This window comes from Pararobbsia alpina (assembly GCF_965118125.1).
Taxonomy (GTDB): Bacteria; Pseudomonadota; Gammaproteobacteria; order Burkholderiales; family Burkholderiaceae; genus Pararobbsia; species Pararobbsia alpina_A.
The window spans coordinates 1326440-1351994 of sequence record NZ_OZ221288.1; the positions used below are offsets into that span (position 1 = coordinate 1326440).

The 25555-nt window shown below is 61.7% G+C and carries 22 protein-coding genes and 1 pseudogene; 11 read left to right on the forward strand and 12 right to left on the reverse strand.

Going from position 1 to position 25555, the window contains the following annotated elements; genetic code table 11:
• Nucleotides 1-34: 34 nt before the first annotated feature.
• Nucleotides 35-5176 carry an AAA family ATPase gene (locus ACMFWR_RS24005; protein ID WP_413197189.1) on the reverse strand — a complete coding sequence of 1714 codons (5142 nt, stop codon included), beginning with the start codon at nucleotides 5174-5176 and terminating at the stop codon, nucleotides 35-37.
• A gap of 130 nt (nucleotides 5177-5306) precedes the next feature.
• Here ACMFWR_RS24005 and ACMFWR_RS24010 point away from each other — a divergent pair, with 130 nt between their 5' ends.
• Nucleotides 5307-5789: an OsmC family protein gene (locus ACMFWR_RS24010; protein ID WP_413197190.1), complete on the forward strand. Its 483-nt coding sequence runs from the start codon at nucleotides 5307-5309 to the stop codon at nucleotides 5787-5789.
• On the opposite strand, the gene ACMFWR_RS24015 is transcribed toward ACMFWR_RS24010, so the two are convergent.
• Entirely contained in the window at nucleotides 5769-6239 is a 471-nt protein-coding gene (locus tag ACMFWR_RS24015; RefSeq protein WP_413197191.1) for a MarR family winged helix-turn-helix transcriptional regulator, read from the reverse strand. The genes ACMFWR_RS24010 and ACMFWR_RS24015 overlap by 21 nt on opposite strands.
• Before the next feature lie 247 nt (nucleotides 6240-6486).
• Nucleotides 6487-8616, reverse strand: a complete 2130-nt coding sequence (locus ACMFWR_RS24020) for a putative bifunctional diguanylate cyclase/phosphodiesterase (RefSeq protein ID WP_413197192.1) — start codon at nucleotides 8614-8616, stop codon at nucleotides 6487-6489.
• Nucleotides 8617-9080: 464 nt separating this feature from the next.
• Here ACMFWR_RS24020 and ACMFWR_RS24025 point away from each other — a divergent pair, with 464 nt between their 5' ends.
• The 5 genes and pseudogenes from ACMFWR_RS24025 (at nucleotide 9081) to kynA (ending at nucleotide 13828) form a co-directional block, all read left to right on the forward strand.
• Nucleotides 9081-9290 (forward strand): hypothetical protein, encoded by a 210-nt coding sequence (locus ACMFWR_RS24025; protein WP_413197193.1) that lies wholly within the window; start codon nucleotides 9081-9083, stop codon nucleotides 9288-9290.
• 246 nt (nucleotides 9291-9536) lie between these two features.
• On the forward strand, nucleotides 9537-10808 hold the full coding sequence (locus ACMFWR_RS24030) for a phospholipase D-like domain-containing protein (RefSeq protein WP_413197194.1): 1272 nt from the start codon (nucleotides 9537-9539) through the stop codon (nucleotides 10806-10808).
• Nucleotides 10809-10888: 80 nt separating this feature from the next.
• Nucleotides 10889-11512: pseudogene (gene kynB / locus ACMFWR_RS24035) on the forward strand (arylformamidase); the annotation flags it as partial.
• Between the two features lie 103 nt (nucleotides 11513-11615).
• A complete protein-coding gene (kynU, locus tag ACMFWR_RS24040) occupies nucleotides 11616-12866 on the forward strand; it encodes a kynureninase (protein WP_413197195.1) in 1251 nt (416 codons plus the stop codon).
• Nucleotides 12867-12874: 8 nt separating this feature from the next.
• The gene (gene kynA / locus ACMFWR_RS24045) at nucleotides 12875-13828 is read left to right on the forward strand and encodes a tryptophan 2,3-dioxygenase (RefSeq protein ID WP_413197196.1); all 954 of its coding nucleotides are present in this window, start codon (nucleotides 12875-12877) and stop codon (nucleotides 13826-13828) included.
• Nucleotides 13829-13997: 169 nt separating this feature from the next.
• On the opposite strand, the gene ACMFWR_RS24050 is transcribed toward kynA, so the two are convergent.
• The 5 genes from ACMFWR_RS24050 to ACMFWR_RS24070 all read right to left on the reverse strand — a co-directional run bounded on the left by ACMFWR_RS24050 (nucleotide 13998) and on the right by ACMFWR_RS24070 (nucleotide 17924).
• Nucleotides 13998-14708, reverse strand: a complete 711-nt coding sequence (locus ACMFWR_RS24050) for an SDR family NAD(P)-dependent oxidoreductase (RefSeq protein WP_413197197.1) — start codon at nucleotides 14706-14708, stop codon at nucleotides 13998-14000.
• Between the two features lie 363 nt (nucleotides 14709-15071).
• Nucleotides 15072-15293 carry a hypothetical protein gene (locus ACMFWR_RS24055; RefSeq protein WP_413197198.1) on the reverse strand — a complete coding sequence of 74 codons (222 nt, stop codon included), beginning with the start codon at nucleotides 15291-15293 and terminating at the stop codon, nucleotides 15072-15074.
• 150 nt (nucleotides 15294-15443) lie between these two features.
• On the reverse strand, nucleotides 15444-16511 hold the full coding sequence (locus ACMFWR_RS24060; protein WP_413197199.1) for a threonine aldolase family protein: 1068 nt from the start codon (nucleotides 16509-16511) through the stop codon (nucleotides 15444-15446).
• A 139-nt stretch (nucleotides 16512-16650) separates the two neighbouring features.
• On the reverse strand, nucleotides 16651-17418 hold the full coding sequence (locus ACMFWR_RS24065) for a response regulator transcription factor (RefSeq protein ID WP_413197200.1): 768 nt from the start codon (nucleotides 17416-17418) through the stop codon (nucleotides 16651-16653).
• Nucleotides 17415-17924 carry a DoxX family protein gene (locus ACMFWR_RS24070; RefSeq protein WP_413197201.1) on the reverse strand — a complete coding sequence of 170 codons (510 nt, stop codon included), beginning with the start codon at nucleotides 17922-17924 and terminating at the stop codon, nucleotides 17415-17417. Before ACMFWR_RS24070 ends, ACMFWR_RS24065 begins: the two co-directional genes overlap by 4 nt.
• Nucleotides 17925-18234: 310 nt before the next feature.
• Between ACMFWR_RS24070 and ACMFWR_RS24075 the strand changes: the two genes are divergently transcribed.
• The 4 genes from ACMFWR_RS24075 to ACMFWR_RS24090 all read left to right on the forward strand — a co-directional run bounded on the left by ACMFWR_RS24075 (nucleotide 18235) and on the right by ACMFWR_RS24090 (nucleotide 20642).
• Nucleotides 18235-18816: a sigma-70 family RNA polymerase sigma factor gene (locus ACMFWR_RS24075; protein WP_413197202.1), complete on the forward strand. Its 582-nt coding sequence runs from the start codon at nucleotides 18235-18237 to the stop codon at nucleotides 18814-18816.
• Nucleotides 18813-19457, forward strand: a complete 645-nt coding sequence (locus tag ACMFWR_RS24080) for a DUF1109 domain-containing protein (RefSeq protein ID WP_413197203.1) — start codon at nucleotides 18813-18815, stop codon at nucleotides 19455-19457. Before ACMFWR_RS24075 ends, ACMFWR_RS24080 begins: the two co-directional genes overlap by 4 nt.
• A 143-nt stretch (nucleotides 19458-19600) precedes the next feature.
• The gene (locus ACMFWR_RS24085; RefSeq protein ID WP_413197204.1) at nucleotides 19601-20062 is read left to right on the forward strand and encodes an excisionase family DNA-binding protein; all 462 of its coding nucleotides are present in this window, start codon (nucleotides 19601-19603) and stop codon (nucleotides 20060-20062) included.
• Between the two features lie 4 nt (nucleotides 20063-20066).
• Nucleotides 20067-20642 (forward strand): PIN domain-containing protein, encoded by a 576-nt coding sequence (locus ACMFWR_RS24090; RefSeq protein ID WP_413197205.1) that lies wholly within the window; start codon nucleotides 20067-20069, stop codon nucleotides 20640-20642.
• Between the two features lie 46 nt (nucleotides 20643-20688).
• Here the strand turns inward: ACMFWR_RS24090 and ACMFWR_RS24095 are convergent, their stop codons facing one another.
• A complete protein-coding gene (locus ACMFWR_RS24095; RefSeq protein ID WP_413197206.1) occupies nucleotides 20689-21024 on the reverse strand; it encodes a hypothetical protein in 336 nt (111 codons plus the stop codon).
• Between the two features lie 238 nt (nucleotides 21025-21262).
• Between ACMFWR_RS24095 and ACMFWR_RS24100 the strand changes: the two genes are divergently transcribed.
• On the forward strand, nucleotides 21263-22753 hold the full coding sequence (locus ACMFWR_RS24100) for a PLP-dependent aminotransferase family protein (protein WP_413197207.1): 1491 nt from the start codon (nucleotides 21263-21265) through the stop codon (nucleotides 22751-22753).
• Between the two features lies 1 nt (nucleotide 22754).
• On the opposite strand, the gene ACMFWR_RS24105 is transcribed toward ACMFWR_RS24100, so the two are convergent.
• The 3 genes from ACMFWR_RS24105 to ACMFWR_RS24115 form a co-directional block, all read right to left on the reverse strand.
• A complete protein-coding gene (locus ACMFWR_RS24105) occupies nucleotides 22755-23372 on the reverse strand; it encodes a pyridoxamine 5'-phosphate oxidase family protein (protein ID WP_413197208.1) in 618 nt (205 codons plus the stop codon).
• A gap of 201 nt (nucleotides 23373-23573) precedes the next feature.
• A complete protein-coding gene (locus tag ACMFWR_RS24110) occupies nucleotides 23574-23978 on the reverse strand; it encodes a GFA family protein (RefSeq protein WP_413197209.1) in 405 nt (134 codons plus the stop codon).
• A 65-nt stretch (nucleotides 23979-24043) separates the two neighbouring features.
• Nucleotides 24044-25420, reverse strand: coding sequence for an NAD-dependent succinate-semialdehyde dehydrogenase (locus ACMFWR_RS24115; protein WP_413197210.1), 1377 nt, complete (start codon nucleotides 25418-25420; stop codon nucleotides 24044-24046).
• Nucleotides 25421-25555: the final 135 nt, after the last annotated feature.

A 25555-nucleotide genomic window follows, 5' to 3' on the forward strand; every position in this document is an offset into this window, starting at 1 on the left:
CATGCCCGGAAGCGGGGTTTCGCAGGACGGAGGGCTACTGCGCCGCCGCTGACGCAGGCCCCTTCGGCAAGGCAAACGCAAACGTCGCGCCCGAGCCAGGGGCCGCATCAAGCCAAAGCCGTCCGCCATGCGCCTCGATGATCGAGCGGCAGATCGACAGCCCCATCCCGAGCCCGTCCTGCTTCGTCGTATAGAACGGCTCGAACACATTCGCCGCATCGCCGGGCGAGATCCCAGGGCCATTGTCCTTGACCGCAACGACAACGCGCCCTTCGTGTCCGGGCGCCGTGCTCACGCGAATTTCCCGCGCATGCCCGAGCACACCACCGAGTGCCTGATTCGCGTTGACAACCAGATTGATCATGACCTGCTGAAGCTGCACACGGTCCGCCACGACCGCAGGTAATCCGGGTGCGGGATCGAACGCGACTACGACGTCGTTGTGTTCCGTTTCGCGGCGAACCAGCTCGAGGGTCTCCGCAATCATCTCATTCATGTCGAGCGACACGCGTGTCGATGCACGCCGCCGCGACAGGTCGCGGATACGCTGGATCACCTCGGTCGCCCGGTTGCCGTCGCTGATCACGCGATCGAGCGCCGCGCGAACCTCGTTCATGTCAGGCGTCTCGCGCCCCAGCCAGCGCAGCGCCGCATAACCGTTGGTCACGATCGACGCCAGCGGCTGGCTGACCTCGTGCGCGATCGACGACGTCAGCTGGTTCAGCGTGGCGACCCGTGTGACGTGCGCCAGCTCGGCATGCGCGGCACGCAGCGCGTTTTCGCCGCGCTTGCGTTCGGTCAGGTCGATCACGGTGCCGATATACGTGCAGCGCCCTTCGACGCTGTTGTCCGGCTCGCCGACCGACTGATAGTGGCGCAGCGCGCCGCTTGGCAGCGACACACGATATTCCGTGCGAAACGACGCACCCACGCGAAATGCACTCGACAGCTCGTACTCCACCCGCGCCCGGTCGTCGGGATGAATCGCTTCAAGCAGATGCTGGAACACGCGATCGCCCCAGGTGCCTTCGATCTCGAACATGCGCATCAGCTGATCCGAGCAACGGCCTTCGTTGGCCGTCACGTCCCACCACCAGCTGCCGGTCTGGCTGATGCGTTGGGCATGCGTCAGAAACGCCTCGCTCTCGCGCAGCGTCGCTTCCACGCGCTTGCGCTGTGCATTCTCTTCGCTCAAGTGATCACAGAGCCGCGCGTTCTCGGCAGCAAGCGGATCGAAATCCGGATAGTCGCGCTCAAGCGCACGCACCTTGCCGTGCGCACCCCAACGCACATACGCGTCGCGCGCGCGGCGCAAATGATCGTCGCGCATCGACGCATAGCCGCGTGCGTCGAAGAACAGCGCGGCGCGCTCGTACGCGAGCGCCTCGAAGTGCACGGCGCCCTGCTCGCGAGCCAGTACCGCGGCACGCTGATACGCGTCGATCGCGTCCATCGGCCGGTTTTCCAGCCGCGCGAGTTCGGCCTGAAGCATGCAGAGCTTGTCGGCAAACGTCGCCGCGCACGACTGCGCCCAGCGCTCGATACGCGCAATGGCGTCGCGCAAGATCTCGGACGTGCGCTGCGAGGCAAGGTCCATCGGATCCCTCGATGGCTTGATCGAAGCCGCCGCCAGCGCGCGAAAGAAATGGAAGTCGAGCAACTGAATATGCCCGAGCGAGGACCATTCGAACTTGGCGGCTTCTTCGAATGCGCTCAACGCTTCGTCAAAGCGCCCGCCCAGGCAACGCACCTTGCCCTTGATGACCCAATACCAGAACACCATGGTCGACATGCTGGTCGGCGTGAAGTCGGCCTCGAAAGCGCGCTCGTCGAATTCGACGCCGTCGAAACTCGCGACGTCGCGCGTATTGCCCCGCATCGCCTCGATAAAGCGTTGCTGCGCGACGATGATCTTTGCCGCATCGACGAATGACGTCCCGCGCACGAAGTCCAGTGCCGTACACGATTCGTTCCAGACGCTGTCGAGCGCATCGCCGTGCATCAGCAGGTCGGTGACGATATGGTTGCTCGAGAAGCACGCCATCGTGATGTCGCCCGAGCGCACGCCGGCCGCAAACGCGGCGCGAATGGCCTCGAGCGCGACCGAAATCGGCTGCGTCCAGTAGCACGCGAGCTCGAACGAGAACAGCGACTTCGCTTTGCGCACGGTGTAGTTGCGCCGCTCGGCGATATCGCACCCTACACGCGCAAAGCGATAGCCAAGCTCATAGTCTCCGAACGCATCGCCCGTCATGCTGCCGAGCAACGCGATGCCTTCGGCCGATGCGCCCGCGATGCCGTGCTCGATCGACAGATTGACGATCTCGCAGAGAATGCGCAGGGGCAGATACTTGTCGGTGAAGTAAGCCGGCACCATGACCGACGACAGCACATCGAGGCGCGCCTTCACCACCGGGTCTTCGACAGGCGGCAAGCTCGCGAGCGCTTCGACCGGGCGATCGCCAAGCCCGGCAAGCACGGCCGCGAACGCCGAGTCGACTTCTTCTCGCGTGGGCTGCGCGTTGATGTGAATGCCCGTGCGCGCCAGAAATGCGATCGCACTTGCCACCGCATCGGCATTGCGCGACTGCACGCTGTGCAGGGTCATTTCAAGCACGCAGGCCTGAGCCAGCTCCTCGATCTCGCTGCACTGCGCGAGCATCTCGTCGATATGCGAAGACGCTTCCTCGAGCCGTCCCTGAACCAGCAACGATTCGGCCATGGCGGCACCCAGTCGTGCGCGTACGCGCGGCTGCGCCGTCCAGGCATCTTCGCCCAGGAACCGGATGCCCGATTCGAGATACGCGAGCGCTGACGCATACGCCGTCGACGCCTTGGCATAGAGCCCCGCATCGAGATTGAGCAACGCAATACGAATGCGCTCGTCGGGATCGGAGATCAGCGAACCGGCGATATTGAAGTGATTCACCAGCTCGAACAAATCGTCTGCCGTGCGCAGATTCGACAGACGCGAAGACAGCATGCGTGCGATGGCGAGGTGCTCACGCGTGCGCGCACCAGGCTCGATCGCCCGGTACGCGGCCTCACGCACGCTGTCGTGCACGAATCGGTAGACGTTTTCGTCGCGCAGGATCAGGCCTGCTGCAATCGCTTCAGCGGTGCGCTGCGCAATCTGCTCGCCCGACAGCTGCGCGACCATGGCGAGCTTGTCGGCCGATGCTTCGTGGCCAAGGCACGCGAGCGGCCGGATCACCGTCTGCGCTTGCTCGCCGAGCCGGCGCAGACGATACCCGACAAAGTCCACCATGGCCGCTCCGGTCGCGGTGCCGTCGCGCGCCTCAGGCGCGTTCGCCGCATCGATCTGTAACGGCTGCCAGTCCCATTGCGCGTTGACCTGCTTGCCGACCACGCTGTCCTCGGCGAGCTGACGCACCATCTGAATCGTGTAGAACGGATTGCCCGCCGTGCGAGCCCGGATCAAGGCCGTCAGCTCGTGCAAGCCCGATGCCTCTTCCGGCAGCACGTCGCCGAGCAACTGCTCGACGTCCGCCTCCTGGAGCGGCTGCAGGCGAATCTCCTGCACCGGCACCTCGCTCGCATGGATCGCCGACATCGCCTCGGACCACGGATGCACAGCATCCACTTCATTGTCGCGATAGGCACCGATCAGCAGGGTCTGCGGCACGGCGCGACGCGCAACGAGGAACTGGAGCAGTCCGGCCGTGCCCGAGTCGATCCACTGAAGATCGTCGACAAAAAGCACCATCGGCCCGCGCAGTCTCGCAATGGCGGCGATCGCCTGCGCGAAGGTCGTGTACATGCGGAACTTCGCGGCATCCGGGGGCACGTCTCCCGCCGGTGCTTGTTCACCGATCAACGCGGCGAGCTCGGGGATGAGATCGACCAGCAGTTGTCCATTCGGACCGACAGCCTGCTGAATCGCATCGCGGCATGCGGCGCGTTGGTCGTCGCCCAGCGACAGCATCTGGCGAATCAGGCCCTGCAAGGCGAAGACGATCGTCTGATACGGCACATCGCGCCGATACTGGTCGAACTTGCCCGACAAAAAGAGCCCCGAGGCGGACCGGCGTTGCAGCAGTGCGCCATACAGCGCCGATTTGCCCACCCCTGCGTGCCCGGCGATCATCACGAAGCGCAGTTCGCCCGAGGCGCGCACCGCATCGAATTCGTGCAGCAGCGTTTCGAGTTCCGCCTCACGCCCGTAGAGCCGCGACGGTCCGCGCCATACCGGAGCGAAGCGCCGCGAGGAATTCAACGACTGGTCGAGTTCGAGCCGGACGAGACATCGACCGAGGTCCGCGCGCACGTTCGCGGCGGACTGATAGCGTTCATTGGGCGACTTCGCGAGCAGGCGCGCAATGATCCCGCCGACTGCGGCAGGTAGTGAAGGCACAGCTTCGTGCGCGGGCACCGGCGTGCGCGTGATATGGCAATGCGCCCATTCGAGCGGCGTGTTCGCGCGAAACGGTAATTCACCCGTAAAAAGGCGATAGAGCGTGACACCGAGCCCATAGAGGTCGCTGCGCCAGTCGAGCCCGCGGTCCACCCCGCCGGCTTGCTCCGGTGCGAGGTACGGCATGCTGCCCGGAAAAGGGGGCGGCGCATCGGCGTTGTCGAAGCTATCGGCGGTAGTGCGGGCATTGCCGGCATCGCCACCGTGGCCCGTGAGGCCCGGGATCGCCGGCCCACGGATGGCCGCCCCTTCCGGATCGAAGTCGCCCAGGCCCGCGGCATCACCGTGCGTCATCGCGTGAACCGCCGCCCCGAAGCCGATCAGCCACGCCCGATCCGATGACAGGTCGACCAGAACATTCGCCGGACGCAGATCGCCATGGATCACGCCATCGCCATGCAACCGGTCAACGGCCCCCGCGAGCGCGATCGCGATCCGCAGCCGCGTATGCAGGTCTGCCTGAGTCTCGAGGAGATCCTCTAGACACGTGCCGCCCGGATCGGAAAGCACCAGCGCCGTCAGGTTCCGGAACGACGTGAGCTCGAGCGGCAGCGCCGACCAATCGGCGCGCAAATGCGCGCGCAGCGCATACTCGCGTGTCAGGCGGCGCGTGCCGTCAGGTTCGGGCCGTACCGCGTTCTGCGCGACGAGCAGAATCGGTTCGCCGCTTGGCGACTGGCCACGAAACACGGACGTTTCGGCCGACCGGATCAGTGAAAGGGCAACGCCCGATAAATTCATGAATGACGAACCCACTGGGGGACAGTGCGGAGTGTAGGGCTGCGGACGCCCAGTGCGCAGCCCGATCCCAGGTGGACGGTATTCTAACGGTCGGGATGCAATCAGGCATGCCGATGACAGGAGAGTGGCAATGGCGCAGCACGAGCACACCTATCAGGTCAACATCGAATGGACAGGCAACAAGGGCACGGGTACGTCGGCCTATCGGGCCTATGGCCGCGACCATACGATTCGTTCGGGGACCAAGCCGGATATCGCCGGCTCGTCGGATGCGGCCTTTCTTGGCGACGCATCGCGCTGGAACCCCGAAGACCTGCTGGTGGCATCGGCGTCGGCATGCCACAAGCTGTGGTATCTGCACCTGTGCGCCGATGCGGGAATAGCCGTACTGGCTTACGAAGACGAGGCGGTCGGCACGATGGTCGACAGCCCGCAGCTAGGCCGGTTCACGCAGATCGTGCTGCGGCCTCATGTGACGATCCGTGCGGGCGACAATGCGATGCTCGCTCACGAGTTGCATCACGCCGCTCACGCACGGTGCTATATCGCGAACTCGGTCAATTTCCCGATCGAGTGCGAGCCGACCATTCATCTAGGCGTTCAGCCCGCGTGAGCGCAGGAATTCAGACAGCAACGTCTTGAGCGTCGCGGTGTTGTTTTCGCCGAACGACGATTCGATCTGCGCGTGGGCCCGCTCGACTTCCTGGCGCACGCGCTCGACGACGTCCGATCCGGCTTCAGTGATGGCCGCATAGGCGCGGCGCTTGTGGGCAGGGTCGGGCATCTTGCGCACGAGCTTGCGCTGGTCGAGGCGGTCGACATTGAGGGCAAGGGTCGCGACATTGGTCAATGCGCGGTCACGGAGTTCCTTGAAGGTGTGTGAGCGCGTGCCATCGAAGGACGTCAGGATCCGGTACTGCTCTTCATTCAGGGATTCGCGTGCGAGACACTGGGCGGTCTCGGTGCGCATCAGGCGGTCTGCAACGAGCAGAAGACGGTAAAGACTCGTATCGGCGCCCTGTTCATGCATGTGGTGATTCAATTCGGTGGGTGTTGCGTTCATGGTCGTGTACCCCGGCGCAAGGGTGATCGCTCATGATCGCGGAGCGAAGCTTAACTCCAGCTTAAGTTTGGATTTTGTAGGGAAAGCCCCCGTACGGGCGCACACCTGATGCGGTTGCGAAGCATTCGCAACCGCATTGAGGCAACCGCATTTGGGCAGCAAGGTCAGAGCCCCACCCTGGCTAACCCGACTCAGTCACCCTGCCTTAGGTACGTTGTCTGCGTACCCGGGGCTTCAGGGCGACGGCTCAGGCCAGGGCAACCGGCAGCCCGTCGCTGTGAACGCGCAGAAAGCGCCCGGCGTCGGCAGGGTTCATGGCCCGGCCATAGAGGAAGCCCTGCCCGTATTCGCAGCCATGGATGGCCAGGAAACGTGCCGTCTCGGCGTCTTCGATGCCTTCGGCCACGGTCGGAATCTCGAGATTGGCCGCGAGACCGAGGATCGCGGTCACGATCTTTTCGCTCTCGGCGCTGGTGCGCATCGACATCACGAACGATTTGTCGATCTTGACCTTGTCGACCTTGAGCTCGCGCAAGTGCGACAAGCTTGAGAAGCCTGTGCCGAAGTCGTCGAGCGATACGCGGATGCCGCGACGCTGGAACTCAGCGATCGCCACCTTCGCCCCGTCGATATCCGCCAGCAAGGCCGTTTCGGTCACCTCGATCTCGAGCCTGTCCGGCTCCATCCGTGCGCGCGCGAGCACATCGCACAACGCATTGACGAGGCCGCGATCGGTCAGCATGCGGGCCGACACGTTGAGCGAAAGCCGCGTCGTTGTCGGCCATTGCGCTGCATCGCGGCACGCTTGACGGAGCATCGAGAACGTCAGGTCCGACACCACGCCGAGCCGTTCCGCCACGGGCACGAAGATATCGGGGCTGACGGGTCCTCGCTCGGCATCGGTCCAGCGCGCGAGGATCTCGAAGCCGTACACCTCACCCGTCGTCAGATCGACGAGGGGTTGATAGTGCGGATGGATCATCTCGGTCATCAGCGCAAAGCGCAGATCCGATTCGAGCGTTGCCTGCTCGCGCAGCGCGTCGTCCATCGCGGGCTCGAACAGACGGTAACCGAGCTCGGTATCGCCCTTGGCCCGATGCATGGCGATATCGGCGGCGCGCAGCAGACGCTCCGCGCTATCGCCGTCGCCGGGGTACGCGGCAATGCCGAGGCTCGCGCCGATTTCGAGCGCCATGCCGGCATAGGCGATCGGCGTCGACAGTTCGTCGAGCACGCGCTCGGCAAAACGGCTGGCCGCCATCGCATAGGTTTCAGAATGCACACGTGTCACCAGTGCGAATTCATCGCCGGCAAGACGCGCGACCACGTCGTTCCATCCCACCATGTGGCTCAGGCGCGATGTGATCTCACAGAGCACGCGGTCGCCGATCGAGTGACCGTAGAGTTCATTGATCCGCTTGAGGCGCCGAACGTTGATCACGGTCACGAGGATCGTCGACGGCGAACGTGGCACACGCGCGATCTCGGCATCGAGCCCGGTCGCCAGTGCGATCCGGTTGGGCAGACCCGTCAACGGATCGCTCTTGGCCAGATGCTGGGCTTCGCTTTGCGCGATGCGCGTGGCTTCATGTGCGCGGTCGAGCGCGTGCGTAGTCTCGAGAAACGCGTTGAACGCCGCAGCCATATCGCCAATCTCGTCCGTGCGCTTCGTTCCCAGTATTTCGAAATCGCGCTCACCCCGCGCGAGACGATTGAGTGCCGCGGTCATTTCGCGCAGCGGGGTCGTGATGTTTCGTCGCACGAGGATAAACATGACGACAACCAGAAACAGCGCACCCATGGCCATGGCCACCACACAGACCACGGCGAAATGCGTCACGCCCGAGATGGCTTTTGACTCGCGCGTGGCCGCATCCGTATTGGCGGCAATGACCTGGTCGGCGGCGTGATCGGCATCGGCATAGAGCGAACCCAGCGTCGCATCCGATCGATCCGCAGGCACATCGTGCGTCGGCTGTGTGATCCAGCTGCCGTGTGCCGCATGAAACGCGCGCCATTTGCGTTCGAAGTCAGTGAGTGCCGACTGCGCGTCCGCATCCGCCATGCCGCGATAGTCGGCCACTTCCGAGTCGATCATCACCGCGCGGCGCCGCGCCGATTCGAGCAGTTGCAGACGCACCCCATCGTCGCGCTCATGCGCGAGGTTTGCCTCGTCGAGACGAAACTCGGTCAGCGTGTCGCCCAACTCGCCAAGCAGACGCGTACCACCAAGCCAACGCGTGCTGAGTTCATTCGCGCGGCCATCCACGGCGAGTAACGCGCCGACGGCGAGCGCGCTCATCGCGACAATGACGATCACAAATGCCGCGAAGCACGCAGTGAGCTTTGAATGAATGGTCGAGTGTTTGTGGGCCATGCGAGAAAGTCGTCGTGCAGCATGCGACGTCGGCAAGCTTTACCGACATGAAATCACGGTCGCGTATCGCGTCGAAAGCGCGTTCATCTCTCTAACGGCACCGAGTGATTTTCCTGAATGGGAGGACAAGTTTTGATCCGTCGATTCGATATGTAATCGCCAGGGTTCAGTTCTCCAAAACGTGAGATGTGGAGGACTTCGTTCAGCGGGTCTGAATCAGGGATAGTCCGACGTCACGTTCGTTGCAGGGTACTTGGAGAAAAATGTCGTTATTTGGACGCGGTCAATGTGTCCGCGTGTGATGCACAAGCACGTGGATCAAGGCGTGTGTCGTAGTGCCAAGCCAATTTGAGTCACTGCTCGAATACTCGCCTATCTTCCAAACGCCAACTCGGGTAGCGTGCCCACATTCACTAAGCACCTTCACTAAGCGCATTCGTGACGAGCATCAGACAGGAGACACAGTGGAGTTCCCGGAACACGATTCACCCCCGGACAACACCGACGAGCGCGCCTCGATGGACATCATCGAGGCCTACGTCGATGTGGTTCGCCGCGCGAAAGGCAAGCTGACGTTGTCGGAGATCGATATCGATCTCCCGGACTTCGAGGACCATCTCGAGGATTTCGTGCGCGACGTGTTTCGCACGATGACGATCGACGATCACAAGTGACCCGCGTTTCATCCGTCCCATTCGGGCAGTACAGACCGGTATAGAACTCGCGAACCCGCACCTTCTCGACCGCACGTTCCGCTGAAAGCGACCAGGCCTCATGTCGCTGGGGATACGCCTTCCATTACCGTTTATTTCGTCCTGCTGTTCAAACACAGGTATGAAACGTGCGACGCCACCGGCACGCGCACTTCATGAGACAGAGCGACGTCGTCGCGCACGGCGCCTCGGTCCTTCACGTCACGCATGCCTGTCCTTGCCATTGTCATCGTTACCGTCGTCGCGACCCTGATCGTCGTGCTCGTGTTCGCCAACCTGTCGAGCGGCGAGAAAAAGGTCGGGCACAACATCCAGCGCCTGTATGGCAGCGACGATCCGCAATTCATCCGCTCGATGAGCCAGTTGCTCGGGCCGCCCGTCGAAAGCGGAAATCGATTCGCCGTGCTCGTCAACGGCGATGAGATCTTCCCCGCGATGCTCGACGCGATCGCCTCGGCTCGCTACACGATCACGTTCGAAACATTCATCTATTGGTCTGGCGAGATCGGCGCGAAGTTTGCGAAAGCACTCTCCGACAAGGCACGCGATGGCGTCGCCGTGCACGTGCTGCTCGACTGGGTCGGCAGCGACAAGATGGATCGAGGCTATATCCGCGAACTCGAACAAGCCGGTGCGCAGGTCCTGCTTTATCACAAGCCGCACTGGAGCGGCCTCGGGCGCATGAACAATCGCACGCACCGCAAGTTGCTGGTCGTCGACGGCGCACTGGGTTTTACGGGTGGCGTCGGCATCGCCGAGGAATGGACGGGTCACGCGCAGGACGCGAAGCATTGGCGCGACACACACTTCAAAGTCGAAGGCCCCGTCGTCGGCCATATGCAGTCGGTCTTTATGGACAACTGGATCAAGGCCAGCGGCGACGTGCTGCATGGGCCGAGATATTTTCCGGCCATCGAGCACATGGGCCAGGGTGTCGCGCATATGTTCAGCAGCTCGCCGACGAACGGCGCCGACGACATGCAGCTGATGTACCTGATGGCAATCACCGCGGCAACGGAGTCGATTCATCTGGCCAGCGCCTACTTCGTGCCGGATAAGCTTGCGATCAATGCGCTCGTCGAAGCCGCTAAGCGTGGCGTACGCATCCGCATCATCACGCCCGGGCAGCGCATCGATACGCATACCGTACGCGAAGCGTCGCGTGCGTGCTGGGGGCGCCTGCTCGAAGCCGGCATCGAGATGTACGAATATCAGCCGACGATGTTCCATTGCAAGGTGCTCGTCGTCGATGAGTACATGGTGTCGGTGGGCTCGACGAATTTCGACAGCCGCTCGTTCAAGCTCAACGACGAGGCCAACCTGAACATCTTCGATCGCGACTTCGCGCGACAGCAAACGGCGATCTTCGAGAAGGACATCGAACGCTCGAAGCGCATCACACTTGAATCGTGGCGCCATCGTTCGTGGCGCGAAAAAGCCATCGATCGCGTGATCTGGGTGCTCGATCCGGAGCTGTAGCAAGCCGGTCGTTTCCGGGCTTTGACGGCCCGCCTCGCGCCGCGTAGCATGGGACGCCGCCTGAGGAGCACTCAAAAAACATGCCGACACTCTGGGACATTTCCCCGCCCGTACACCGTGCGACGCCCGTGTGGCCCGGCGATACGCCGGTCGGCCTCGAGCGGGTCTGGCGCATGGAAGCCGGCTCGCCGGTCAACGTCGGTCGCCTGACGCTGTCGCCGCATACGGGCGCGCATGCCGACGCCCCACTGCACTACGATGCGCACGGTGCGGCGATTGGCGACGTGCCGCTCGACACCTATCTCGGACCTTGCCGTGTCGTGCATTGCGTGGGCGTGGCGCCGCTCGTCGAGCCCGCGCATATCGCACACGCGCTGGACAATGTGCCGCCGCGCGTTTTACTCCGCACGTATGCACGCGCGCCGCTCGACGTCTGGGACAGCGCGTTCTGCGCGGTGTCACCCGAGACGGTCGACCTGCTCGCCTCACGAGGGGTCCGCCTGCTTGGCATCGACACGCCGTCGCTCGACCCGCAGGACTCGAAGTCCATGGACTCGCACAAGCGCATCCGGGCGCATCGCATGGCCATACTCGAAGGGCTCGTGCTCGACGAGGTCGTCCCCGGCGACTACGAGCTGATCGCACTGCCGCTCAAGCTGACCGAACTCGATGCGAGCCCCGTGCGTGCCGTATTGCGCCGGCTCGCATCCACTCGCACGCAAGACGAACACGACAGACGCGACAGACACGACACGCACGACACGCACGACACACACAACAGACAAGACAGACCGAAGGAGCCCACCCATGAAAGACCGTGAGAGCGTCGCCGCGCTCGATCGCGACGATCCGCTTGCGCCGCTGCGCGAGCAATTCACGTTGCCGGAAGGCGTCATTTATCTCGATGGCAACTCACTGGGCGTGGCCCCGTCAGCGGCCGCGTCACGCGCCGCACAAGTCATCAACGATGAATGGGCCGTGGGTCTCGTGCGGAGCTGGAACACCGCGGGATGGCACGCCTTGCCCGGGAGACTCGGCAACAAACTCGCGACACTGATCGGCGCCAAGCCCAATGAAGTCGTCGTCACCGACACGATTTCGAGCAACCTGTTCAAGGTGCTGTCGGCAGCGCTCAAGCTTATCGAAAAGCGTGATCCCTCGCGACGCGTGATCGTATCGGAGCGCTCGAATTTCCCAAGCGATCTGTATATCGCACAAGGCCTGATCGCCTTGCTCGATCATGGCTATACGCTGCGCCTTGTCGACACGCCCGAGGAACTCCATGCGGCGATCGGGCATGACACCGCGATTGCGATGATCACGCACGTGAACTATCGAACCGGCTATATGCACGACATGGCCGCGCTCACGCGACATATTCATCACGTCGGTGCGCTGGCCGTCTGGGATCTCGCGCATTCGACGGGCGCGGTGCCCGTCGATCTGACCAGCGTCGATGCGGACTTCGCCGTCGGATGCACGTACAAATATTTGAACGCGGGGCCCGGCGCGCCAGGTTTCGTCTGGGTCGCGAAGCGTCATCAGCTGCACGTGCATCAGCCGTTGTCGGGATGGTGGGGCCACGAAGCGCCGTTCGCCATGAACCCCACGTTTCGTCCCGCGCACGGGATCGGCCGCTTTTTATGCGGCACGCAGCCGATCGTGTCGCTGGCGCTCGTCGAATGCGGCCTCGACGTCTTCCTGCAGACCGATATGCAGACGTTGCGACGCAAGTCGCTTGCGATGTCCGACCTGTTTATCGAACTTGTGGAATCGCGGTGCAAGGAGTTCCCGCTCGAACTCGTCACGCCGCGTGATCACGCGCAGCGCGGATCGCAAGTCAGCTTTGACCATCCGCATGGCTACGAAGTGATGCAGGCGCTGATCGCGCGGGGCGTCATCGGTGACTATCGTGAGCCGAGAATCCTGCGCTTTGGATTTACGCCGCTTTATCTGCGCTTTGTCGACGTCTGGGATGCGGTCGAGACGCTACGCGACGTGCTCGCGACCGAGGCCTGGCGTGCCCCTGAATATGCCGAGCGCAGCGCGGTGACCTGAGGTATCTGATGACCCAATCCACAGAAGGCTGCCCGATGGGCTATGGCGCGCAACTTACGAACGACGGCGCCTCTCCGAAGTCGGCCAATGCAGACGGTCCGGCTTCGAATCCGGCTTCAAATGCGACGTCAAATGAGGCTTCGGACGGCTGGCATAGCGCTCAGCTCGACTTCTCGAAGTCGATGAGCTATGGCGACTATCTCTCGCTTGATCCGATCCTGTCGGCACAGCATCCACGCTCCGACGATCCGAACGAATTGCTGTTCATCATTCAGCATCAGACGAGCGAGCTCTGGATGAAGCTGGCGCTCCATGAGCTCGGCAACGCGCGAACGGCTGTGCAGGCGGATCGGCTCGCGCCTGCGTTCAAGATGCTCGCTCGCGTGTCGCGCATCATGGAGCAGCTCGTACAGGCATGGAGCGTTCTCGCGACGCTGACGCCGACCGAGTATTCGGCGATGCGCCCGCACCTCGGGTCGTCGTCGGGATTCCAGTCGTTTCAGTATCGCAAGATCGAATTCATGCTGGGCAACAAGAACGCCCAGATGCTCAAACCTCACGAGCATCGCAGCGATATTCAGGCCGATGTCGAAGCGGCGCTCAAGGCGCCTTCGTTTTACGACGAGGTGGTGTTCCTGCTCTCGCGCAGGGGCTTTCCTATCGCGCGAGAACGTCTCGAACGCGACTGGACCTTGCCGACCGTGCATGACACGACTGTCGAAGCCGCGTGGGTCGAGGTCTATCGTGATCCGGAAAAGTATTGGGAGCTGTATGAGCTTGCCGAGGAACTGGTCGATCTCGAGGACGCGTTCCGGCAATGGCGCTTCCGGCATGTGACGACTGTCGAGCGCATCATTGGCTTCAAGACCGGAACCGGCGGCACGAGCGGCGTAAATTACTTGCGCAAGATGCTCGACGTCGTGTTGTTTCCGGAGCTGTGGCACGTGCGAACCGTGCTGTAGCCGATGACCTCAAATTGAACGGACCGGCTCGCTGACAGCGCCGTAGTTGAACTGCCGTGTTCGGCGCGCTCACGAGACACAGACGGTCCAATGCAAATAAAAACGGCGTGGCACATATCTGCCACGCCGTTTTTCTTAAGGTCGGCCGAGCTCCGCCAACCTCACGTGCTTAGTGACCTGCGCTTTGACCGCCGTCGACGTGCAGGATTTCGCCCGTGATGAACGGTGCCGAATCCAGATACAGAACGGCGTTGGCGATATCGCTCATTTCACCCATGCGGCCGACCGGATGCAGCGCGCCGAGTGCTTCGTGCGTTTCCGGTGCGTGCATCGGCGACTTGATGATGCCGGGCGAAACCGCGTTCGCACGAATACCTGCCTTCGCGTATTCGATGGCCAGCGACTTCGTGGCCGAATTCAGACCACCCTTGGTCAGCGACGCGAGAACCGACGGGACACCGTTGACGGCGTGATCGACGAGCGAGGTCGTAATCTGCACCAGGTGGCCGCTCTTGTTCTTTTCCATCTGCTCAATCGCGAGCTGCGTAATGTGGAAGAAGCCGTCGACGTTGACGTTGATCACGGCTGCGTAATCGTCTTCCGTGTATTGCGTGAACGGCTTGGCGATAAAGATGCCGGCGTTGTTGACGAGCGTATCGACGCGGCCGAACTTTTCGAGGGCTGCGGCAACGACGCGGCGGGCCACTTCGCGATTGCCGATATCGCCGGCAACCGTCGCCACACCCGGATCATCCGACGGCTTGATCGAACGCGCTGTTGCGACGACATAGTCACCGCGAGCGCGGAATGCCTTGACGATTTCTGCACCGATACCTTGCGATGCACCCGTGACGATAACGACTTTCTGGGATTGGCTCATTTGATACCTCGATTCAAAGTGATTTGGGCTGTTTGCCGATCGGAGCAAAGCGGCGCCGACTGAGTGCAAATGTAGGCGCGTCGACCGCGGCTTCGTAGACCCGGCATGGTCAAAGAGAATTGAGTCGGAGGAACAAATGGGGGGCCACACTTCGCAGGCACGTGAAGCTGCCCGCGCGAAAAGCGCGTCGAATGGCTTAAGGATCAGGGATTAAGCGCACCGCGTCGTTGAATCCGTTCCGGATTGTTGACTCGGTGTAATAGCGCTTGTTCGAAAAGGGACGCCGCAGCACGCAGCGAATACGGTCGACGTATGCCGCGCGAGTCTCGGGCGACCTGAGGTGTCGCCCGGGTGATCTGAAACTTACATCCAGCCTACATACTTGATGCCGGCGAGCAGCGAGCAGACACCCGCGACGCCCAGACAGATATTGCGATTCAGCAGCAGACGCGGCAGCCGCTCGCGCGTCTCGATCGTCATGCCCTGCGCGCCGAGCGCGAAGTAGACAAATACAAACGTGCCGATCAGCCAGCCCGCAACACCGTACATCGGCCCGACGATCTGTGCGTTGTAGATCGGTCCCATAGCCTTCCCCCAAATCCCAAAGTTCGCGACGGCGGCTCGCTCGGGGGGACGCTCTGAATGCTTTCCCGCTCCCGGCGGCGCTCGGACGCGTGTGCTCACTGTTCACACGCCTGCCTTATCGGCGCCGCCTGAAGAATCTTTATAGGGGTTTTAAGCAGCGATGCGCTTCATCGATGCAAGAAGGTGGTCGACGTCGTTCGCGGTCGTCTGGAAAGACGTCACAAACCGGACCACGCCCGGGCCCCAGCGATCGCCATAGAAGCCGAAGCCTTCTTTGCGCAAACCGGCAATCAACGTGTCCGAGAAGCGGCAAAACAGGATGTTGGCCTCAGGCGTGCCGAACACTTCGACGCCGTCGATTTGCGCAAAGCCATCGTTCATGCGTCGGGCCATGGCGTTGGCTTGCCCGGCGTTGCGCAGCCAAAGGTCATCCGTCAGATAAGCGTCGATCTGCGCCGACAGGAAGCGCATCTTCGAGAACAGATGGCCCGCGCGCTTGCGGCGATAAGCCATTTCCGTCTTGAGCGAGGTATCGAACAACACGATCGCCTCGGCGGCGGGGACGCCGTTTTTCGTGGCGCCCAACGAGAGCGCATCGACGCCGGCCTTCCAGGTCAGTTCGGCGGGCGAGCAGCCGAGTGTGACGAGCGCGTTCGCAAAGCGCGAACCATCCATATGGAGTTTCATCGACGAGGCTTTGCAGACCTCGGCGATCGCGGCGATCTCAGCGACCGTGTAGGCGCTGCCGACTTCGGTCGCTTGCGTGATGCTGACGCAGGCCGGCTGCGTCGAATGCACGTCGCCGACTTTGGCGCGGGCCAAAGCACGCAGCTGATCGACGTCGATCTTCGCCGCCGGGCCGTCGACCTTCACGAGCTTGGCGCCGCCAGAAAAAAACTCCGGCGCACCGCATTCGTCGTTGTTGATGTGGCTGTCGGGGTGGCAATAGATATTGCCCCACGGCGGCGCCATGGCCGCCAGACAGAGCGAATTGGCCGCTGTGCCGGTCGGAACCAGCAGCACGGCGACGTCGCGCTCGAAAATGTCGCCGAGCTTGCGCTCGACACGCGCGGTCAGATCGTCATTGCCGTAAGGGCTGGCCTGACCGGCCATGCACGCCATCAGCGCCTGCATGACTTCAGGAGCGGCGCCGGCGATGTTGTCGCTGTTGAACCCGAGGGCGGGAGTCTGGGCTGGGAGAGTGTGGGTGTGATTCACGCTGATCGGAGGGTGTAGAGCCAGGTCGGCCATATCGAGGAGCACGGTTCAGGCCAAGATCGATTGACCTGCGTGCGATAGCGTAGCGAGCGGCGAGTATAGCGCTTCGAATCAAGGTCGACATCGGGCAGGCCGGGTCTCAGCCCCCGAGGGCATAACCGGCGCCGCGGACGGTTTTGAGCCAGTTTTTCGCCGCGCCGATCGCCCCGAGGCGTTTGCGTAGATGCCCGATATACACATCCACCCGGTTCGAGCCGGGGTCAAATCGATAGCCCCATACCCGCTCGAAGATGATCGTCCGGGTCATCACGACACCCGGATTGCGCATCATGAGCGCCAGCAAGCGGCACTCCGTGGAGGTCAGCAACACGTCGAGCCCGGCGTACGACGCGCGGCGCTCGACCAGGTCGAGTTCGAGCGTGCCGACTCGAAGCGTGTGCTGCCTTGCGCTTGCGATCGGCTTCCGTCGTCGCAATACGGCCTCGATTCGCGCGAACATCTCCTCGACCGGGACAGACTCGGCCAGAAAGTCGTCCGCCCCGGCGCGAAGCACTTCGACGCGGTGTTCGCTCGAGCACGGGCCGCCAACAATGATGATCGGGATCGTGACGCCGGAATCCGAGGCTTCGCGCAATAAGTCGAGCGCATCGTGCCCCGGAGCATGCTCGCCGAATACGATGGCGTCGTAGCCCGAGTCCAGAGCATCGATGATGCCCTCGGTAGCGGAATCGGCGAGGTGCGCGGTCCACGGTTGCGCCGCCGACTCATGCACCAGGACTCGAGCCAGCATGGATTCGCGCCCGACCACGAGAATCCTGTACGCCGGGAGGTCAGCGACCACGGTGGCAGTGCCGCGGCGGTGGGTATCGCCGCCGACGAAGGGCTTTCGATACGTTGGGAACATCATCGTGACGCGCCGTGACCGAGATTGCGTCGCGCGAGAAGCCGGTCGACCGACAACGGTCCTGAGCCGCCGAACACAAGCGCGGCAAGGCAAGCGATATACAGCAGATCGGTTTCGTAGCCGGGGCGGCCGAATTGCGGCCCTGCGGCGGTCACATCCATCAGTTTGATCGACGTGAATCCGAACGGCAGGTGCACCGTAAAGATGGCGACCAGCAACACAACCGTCATCGGGATCACGGTGATCGGCACAAAGGCGCCGGCCAGAATCAGCGCTCCGCCCAACAGCTCGACGACGATCGTTGCCCATGCCATCAGATGGGGCGCGGGTACGCCCAGCGCGTGGAGGATCGCCGCGAAATGATCGGGGTTTTTGGCGATCTTGGCGACGCCGTGAGCCACAAAGCCGTAACCGGCGATCAGCCGTAGTGGAATCGGCGTCCAGCGTGACAAGGCGGCTGACAGCGTGTCGGGGTCGAACAAGCGAAGCAGCCCACTTTGGTCTTTCATACTCTGCGTCCCTGAAGGTATCGAATGAAATACGCGGAAATTCGGCGTACCTCGCATCCGGCGGGTACATCACGTCTCCCTGTCCGATAAGTCGCGACGCAGATGCAACGGGTTACAGAAGGCGTTGATTATTTCGGTGCCTTGAATCACGGCCGCAAAAGCGGCCTCCGCGCTCGCGGGGGCCAAAAAAGTTTGTTCCGGGTGTAACCACTTGCGGATTCGGAACGACATAGAAAGAAGAGCGCCGCTTCTTCCGAGCGGCGCAGGCTCCCGCCTGTAGGGCGAGCGTCAGCTTCCGGAGAAGGCGTTCGTGCCACCCAGCAGAAACCGTCGTATCGATACAAGCCGCACAGAGGAGGCATTCAAGGACCTGCTGCTGCGCGCGCTCGACGGTGATGCTCGCGCATACGAACGATTTCTCGACGGCGTCTCGGGATATCTGCGCGGCACGCTCAGACGGCGTTTGCGATCGTGCGAATCCGACATCGAAGACGTGCTTCAGGAAATCCTGATCGCCTTGCACAAAGGGCTTCACACCTACCGGCAGCAGGTGCCGCTGACCGCCTGGATTGCCGCGATCGCGCGTCACAAGATCGCCGACCACTATCGGGGTCACGCCCTGCGAGATGCGCTGCACGAGCCGTTCGACGACGAGAACACGGATCTCTTTGTCGCCTCCGAGGCCGAGTCGGTCGAGGCGAGCCGGGATATCGAACGACTGCTGAAGACGTTGCCCGAGAAACAAAGCGCGCCGATCGTCATGGTCAAGCTCAACGGAATGAGCGTGGCCGAAACGGCGAAGGCGACGGGCTTATCCGAGTCCGCCGTCAAGGTCGGTATTCATCGAGGTATCAAAGCGCTGACGCGCATGATTCGAGGTCAATCAGATTGAAAACCCAAGTTCTGATCGCACAGCTCGCGAACGACTTTCGCTTGCCCGACGTGCAGGCGCTGGAGCGCCGATTTCGCACCGCCCTGTTCGTGGGCCTGATTTTGGCTGCCTTGGGCGTCGTCTCGATCTGGGGCATTCGACCGGATCTGGCGGCGGTCGCGCCCACCCCGATATTCGGCGCCAAGCTGATCTTTCCCGGCGCGATGATCGCATCGACCCTCTGGATCGCGGCCCGCCTCGCCATTCCGGGCGCCAGCGCGAAGCGCGCCTGGAAGGCGCTGATCGCAGTCAACGTCGTGTTGTGGATCATCGTCTTCGCCGTCGTCGCGGCTGCTGCGCCGGGCGAGCGCGTTGATCTGTTGCTCGGACACACGTGGCATTCGTGTTCGCTTCGTATCGCGGCGGTGTCGATACCGAGTTTCATTGCATTTTCATGGGCCATGCGGGGCCTCGCCCCCACACGCCCGCGACAGACCGGCGCCGCAGTCGGCCTGCTTGCCGGCGCCATCGGCACCCTCGCCTACACGCTGAAATGCCCCGAAATGAGCGTGACCTTCTGGGCCGTCTGGTACTCGATCGGCATGGGCATCCCCGCCCTCATCGGCATCGCCACCGCCCGCATGGCGTTTCGGTGGGCGTGACGCGGCAAAGCGACGTAAGCATTCGTGCACGCGCGTTGGATCTCGCTCAAGCGAGCGCCCGATTATTTCGTTTATTTCGAATTTGCCGTTTCGAATATTTCGAATTACCATGGAATCCTTGGCCTCCCCCATCGAGAGATTCCATGACCTACGAAGCCACTCCGGCAGCCCTGCCGTCGGAACAGGAAGCTGAGCTTGCACGCGAATCGCGTCGGAATTTGATAGCGCTGATCAACAGTCAAACGGAAACTCAGCGACTCGAATTCACGGACGACAAGGGCGAGACCCACACGGTTACGCTCCCGACATCAGCTTTGAAGCTACTTGACGAAATTCTTCATCAGATCGGAAACGGCAACGCCGTGTCGATCATCCCCATTCACGCCGAGTTGACGACGCAACAGGCCGCCGACTTGCTGAACGTATCGCGGCCGTACCTCGTACAACTTCTCGAACAAGGCGCGATCCCGTTCCGGAAGGTCAACACACATCGGCGAGTGATGTATCAGGATCTGATCAGCTATAAGAACAAGATCGACGCAGACCGTCTTGATGCTTTGGCTGAACTCACCGCACAGGCGCAGGACCTCGGATTGGGCTATTGATTGAATGTCGTCAAACTTCACAGTCGTGTACGACGCATGCGTACTCTACCCGGCGCCCCTACGCGATCTTTTGATGCACCTGGCGTTGACGGACCTGTATCGCGCGCGTTGGTCCGACATGATCCATGACGAATGGACAAGAAGCCTTCTTGCCAAACGGACCGACCTCAAGCCAGAAGCCGTCCAACGAACCAGAGAGTTAATGGACGCGCATATTCGCGATGGAAAAGTAAGTAACTTTGAACATCTGATTGGCGTGATCGACTTGCCGGATCCCGACGATCGCCACGTAGTCGCGGCGGCCATGCATGCTGGCGCGGAACTCATCGTGACGATGAACGTACGAGACTTTCCCAAAGAGCGTATCGCCAAGCACAATGTTTGCGTCCAACACCCCGACGATTTCATCGTCGACTTGATGGATTTGAATAGGCAACGGGTCTTGGAAGCGATCGCGCGACATCGAAAATCGATGAGGCGCCCACCGAAGACGGCCGCCGAATATCTCGACACAATGAGCAATCAAGGCCTGTTGCAAATGGTGGATGCCCTCCGTCCCTACGCAGCGTGGGCGATCTAACCGGTCACGGCCGGCGATCCAAATTCCGCAATGAGCCTCGGGCCGATTAAGAGAAACTCGGCGGCAACGGACGCCTTAACCTTCCAAACCCGACCCAACCTATAAGGCGTGCCACCCACGACGGTGGGCTCATCAGCAAGGTCTTGACGGACGTCCATCCCGGCGTGGTGATGTTCGCCCACGCGCTGTATGGCATTTCGTGGCTTTGTCCCTCTTCCAGCAAGATCGACACGGGTCCAACGATGGACGTCGTCAGCCAGGTGAGCGACTCGTCCTGATACTGGATCCTTAGCGGTCCGTCGACGGCGACAATCAGGCTTGCGCGTGGCAGACGGCACATGTGCAACTCGCCGGGGGCAACGTGTTGCTCTGTGGTTTTCATGTTGGCTTTCATCGCACGCTTCCTTAAGGCTCAGGGTCCATCGTGGCAGCGCAGTCTCGTTGCTTGCAGACGCGGCGCCTCGGTGAGATTCAACTTTAAGGAACCCGGCATCAGGGATACAGACCCAGCGCGCTAGAATCTGTTGCGAAACAGAGGAACACGAACGCCGCTTGTTTCGGTCGAGTTTCCCCTGATCTGTATCTGGCGACCCCAGCGTGCCCAAGGCACGATCCACGTAATGCTGCTCTCTGACGACCCACACCGCGCCAGCCTGCCCCTGCCCGACGAGCCCTTGTACGAGCGGCTCGCCGAACACTATCGACGCATCATCGCGTCGGGAACGCTGCTGCCCGGCGATCGCATGCCGTCCGTGCGCGCACTGATGGACCGGCATCGAGTCAGTCTTTCGACGGCGATTCAAACGTTCAGACGTCTTGAAGACACGGGATGGCTCTCAGCCAAGCCGCGCGCCGGTTACTTCGTGCAGCGGCCTTCGGCGCTCAAGCTCGCCAAGGTGCCGGAACCCGAAGTCACCACGCTCCCGAGCGAGGCACGCTACGTCGGCTTGCATGAGCGAATTTCCCGCGTCCTCGAGTACGCCCAATCGTTCCCCGACGCGTTGAATCTCGGCGGCGCGACAGCAGCAGCGGAACTCTATCCGGCAGACCCGTTGCAAGCGCTGATGCGCAAACGCCTCCGGCTTCGACCCACTCTGCTGACTGAAATCGGCGTCGATACCGGCGCCTCCGAATTTCGGCAGGCCGTTGCCCGGCGCGCGCTGTCCAACGGCGTCACCGTCTCGCCGGACGAGATCATCTCTACGACCGGTGGCGTGGAAGGCGTCAACCTGGCACTCCGCGCGGTCGCACAACGCGGGGATACGATCGCCATCGAATCGCCCGCTTTCTTCGGCTTGCTTCAGATTCTCGAAAGCCTCGGGCTACGCGCACTCGAAATACCCACCAGTCCGACGACAGGCTTGTCGGTCGAAGCACTCGACATCGCGCTCAATGCATACGAGAACGTCAAGGCGCTAGTCGTCGTACCGAATCTGCAAAACCCGTTGGGCTGCGTGATGCCCGACGATCGCAAGGCGCAGCTTGTGGCGCTTTGCAAACAGCATGGCGTCGCGGTTATCGAAGACGATCCGTACCTCGATCTGGTTGAAGGCCCTGAGCGCCCCAAACCCGTCAAAGCATGGGATCGCGATGGCAACGTGATTTATTGCGCATCGCTGAACAAGGTGTTGGCACCGGGGATGCGGCTCGGCTGGATTGCGGGCGGACGATGGCAAGCGCGCATCAAGATGCTGAAATTCGCACAGAGCCGGCATAACGAAACGCTGCCGCAACTCGTCGCCGCCGAATTCATATCGTCAGGAGACTTCGACCGCCATCTGCACCGGCTACGCGCACGCTTAAGCGATCAGCGCGAAGCGACATGCGATGCGATTGCGCGGTATTTCCCTTCCGGCACTCGCATGAGTCCGCCAAGCGGCGGCTTGTTACTGTGGGTTGAATTGCCCGAAGGCACACCGTCCGAATCGCTCTATCAGGCTGCTTTAGCCGATGGCATTCGCATCGCACCCGGAACCATCTTTTCGAACTCAGATCGGTTCGGGTCGTTTATTCGGCTGAGCTGCCCAAAGCCGTTTGATCGCGATCTTGATGATGCGATGCGCAGACTCGGGCAACTCGCGCGAGTGGCAAAGCCTGCGGATATCAGGTGAGTCAGTACAACGTCGCGTTCACTCTTTCCGGCAGCTCGCGATCGTAAGCTTGCGCATCGATCTTGCCGTGACTCAAGCGCGCAAGTATCGCTCCCGGGGTCGGCAGGCTCTTTGGGTCGATCTGTTTATCCGCGTCCCAAAGCCCCGATCGGACGATCGCCTTGGAGCAATGAAAATAGACAGAGGTGACGCTGACCAGAATCACGGTCCGCGGCTGCTTGCCGCGAATCTCGAACCGGGCCAGCAACTCCGGATCGACGGAAATCGATGCCGTACCGTTCACTCTGAGCGTCTCGCCAACACCCGGCACAAGAAATAGCAGCGACACGCGTGGGTCGACAATGATGTTGCGCAGATTGTCGATACGGTTATTGCCGGGACGATCGGGAATCGCGAGCGTCTTGTCGTCGATGATCTCGACGAACCCCGCAGGGTCTCCCTTCGGTGAGCAATCGGTGCCTCCTTCGCCAACCGAAGCGAGCACGACAAACGGCGCGGCGCGCACGAACTTCTGGTAGTCCTCGTTGAGATGATCGATCTCTTTCCAGACCGAACGCTCATTCGGCTGGCCGTAAATCGACTCCAATTGCTCCAACGTGGTGACGGAATGCGAGTGCACGGGGGGCCTCTCTGCTCAGATACCGCGGTCTATGACATTACCGCTGGCAAGTATAGGCCCGTCTCGCGAAACACCGAGGGATGCGGGATGCGGGATGCGGGATGCGGGATGCGGGATGCGGGATGCGGGATGCGGGATGCGCAGAGTATATGCCGCCCGCAGCAGCGCGCTTTCGCCAAGCTGCGGACGACCCCTACTCGCTCAAGGACTCAGCGCAAAACGCTGCGTCCCCGGTGCGCGGGCGAGCCACTTCGCCGCGCGGTCGGTGTAGATCTCGATTTGCGGTTCCAGTCCGTCCATCGTGTCGAGCGTGCCCGCTTTGACGATAACTTTCCCAGGCATTTGCGAGACCTTCGTGATGATCGGCGAACCGCACTTGCCGCAGAAATGCCGGTACGACGGGTGACCGCTGTCGCCAATATCCTCGAAGAAAAGCGTCTCGCCGTGCTGCTCGTAGTCCGCTTCGTCGACAAACAAGTTAAACGAAAACAGGCTCCCGCTTTGCCGCTGGCAATGCGTGCAATGACATACCGCCGTTGCCTGCGGCTCGCTCTTCAATACATAACGGACTGCCCGGCACAGGCAACCGCCTTCTCTCTTGACCATGATGACTTCTCTTAGCAAATATCACTGAATGCGTGCGTTCGTACAACGCAGAGGGCTCGTCAAATTCATGCCGCGCCGGCAATACGGATCAGCTTGCGATTGATGAACTCACCAACGCCCAGCTCCGACAGCTCGCGTCCAAAGCCCGAGTTCTTGACGCCGCCAAACGGCAACCCCGGTGAATCGGCAAAGCACGAGTTGATGTAGACCATGCCCGACTCGATGCGCGATGCGACTTGCTCGGCATGGGCGACATCGGCATCGAACACATAGCCGCTCAAACCAAACTTCGTTGCGTTCGCCAACGCAATGGCCTCTTCTTCGCTATCGACCACGTAGAAGGACAGCACCGGCCCGAACGCCTCTTGCTGGTACAACGGGTTGCTCGGTGCGATATCGGTGATGAGCGTCGGCTCAAGGAAATAGCCCGGACGATTCACACGCTTGCCGCCGTGAATGATCGTCGCGCCTCCGGCCTTTGCGTCGTCGATCTGCTTGAGCAGCACTTCGAGTGCGCGCTCGCTGACGAGCGGACCCAGTACCGTCGCCTCGTCAGTCGGATCGCCGACCTTGATGGCAGCGAATCGCGCCTTCAAGGCGTCGAGGACCTGCTTGCCGCGCTGCTTGCCGACTACGATAACGCGCTTGATGTTGACGCAGCCTTGCCCCGAGTTGAACGTGCGGCCCATCACGATCTGTTCGATCGCATGTTCAAGCGGCGCACCTTCAAGAACGATTGCAGGATCGCTGCCGCCGAGTTCGAGAATGACCTTCTTCAGATTGCGGCCCGCACGTTCCGCGACGGCCATGCCGGCACGCTCGCTGCCGGTCACTGCCACGCCGCGTACACGGAAATCGTCAATCAGCTTGGCAATCTGCTCGACGCTGCAAAACAGATTCGTGTAGGCGCCCTTCGGCACACCGGCTTCCTCAAGCAATCGAGCAAACGCCAAGGCACACTGCGGCACATTCTCCGCGTGCTTGATCATGACGACGTTGCCGGAAATCAGCTGTGTCGCCGCGACGCGGGCGAGCTGGTAGTACGGGAAATTCCAGGGCTCGATCGCCAGAATGACGCCAATCGGTTCGGCGACGATCTTCGCCCCCGGTTCGCCCGGCAGCGCCTGATCTTTGAGAAACGCTTCTCCGTTCTTTGCGTAGTAATCGAGAATATCCGCGACAAGATCGACCTCGGCATAGCTTTGCCAGACGACCTTGCCCATTTCCAGTGTCGGGTAGGTCGCATACTCATCGCGCTTCGCGCGCAGAATGCTTGCCGCCCGGGCCAGAATTTCTGCGCGCTCGGCCACGGGCCGGCGCCGCCAGTCTTCACGATAGCGTTGATCTGCTGCCGCCAGTGCGGCAAAAATCTCTTCATCCGATTGCAACGGGAATTCCTTGACGAGTTCCCCGGTCGCCGGGTTGACGGTACGAAAACTCATGGTCGACTCCTTAAGTTTGACCTTTCAAGAACAAGGCAACGGCTCCGTCGAGCGTCGATTACCTCGTGACTCAACTTCTTTCACATGCTTTGAAACCCTTGAATTCCCCGAGTCATGAAGCTCGCGTGAATTCAT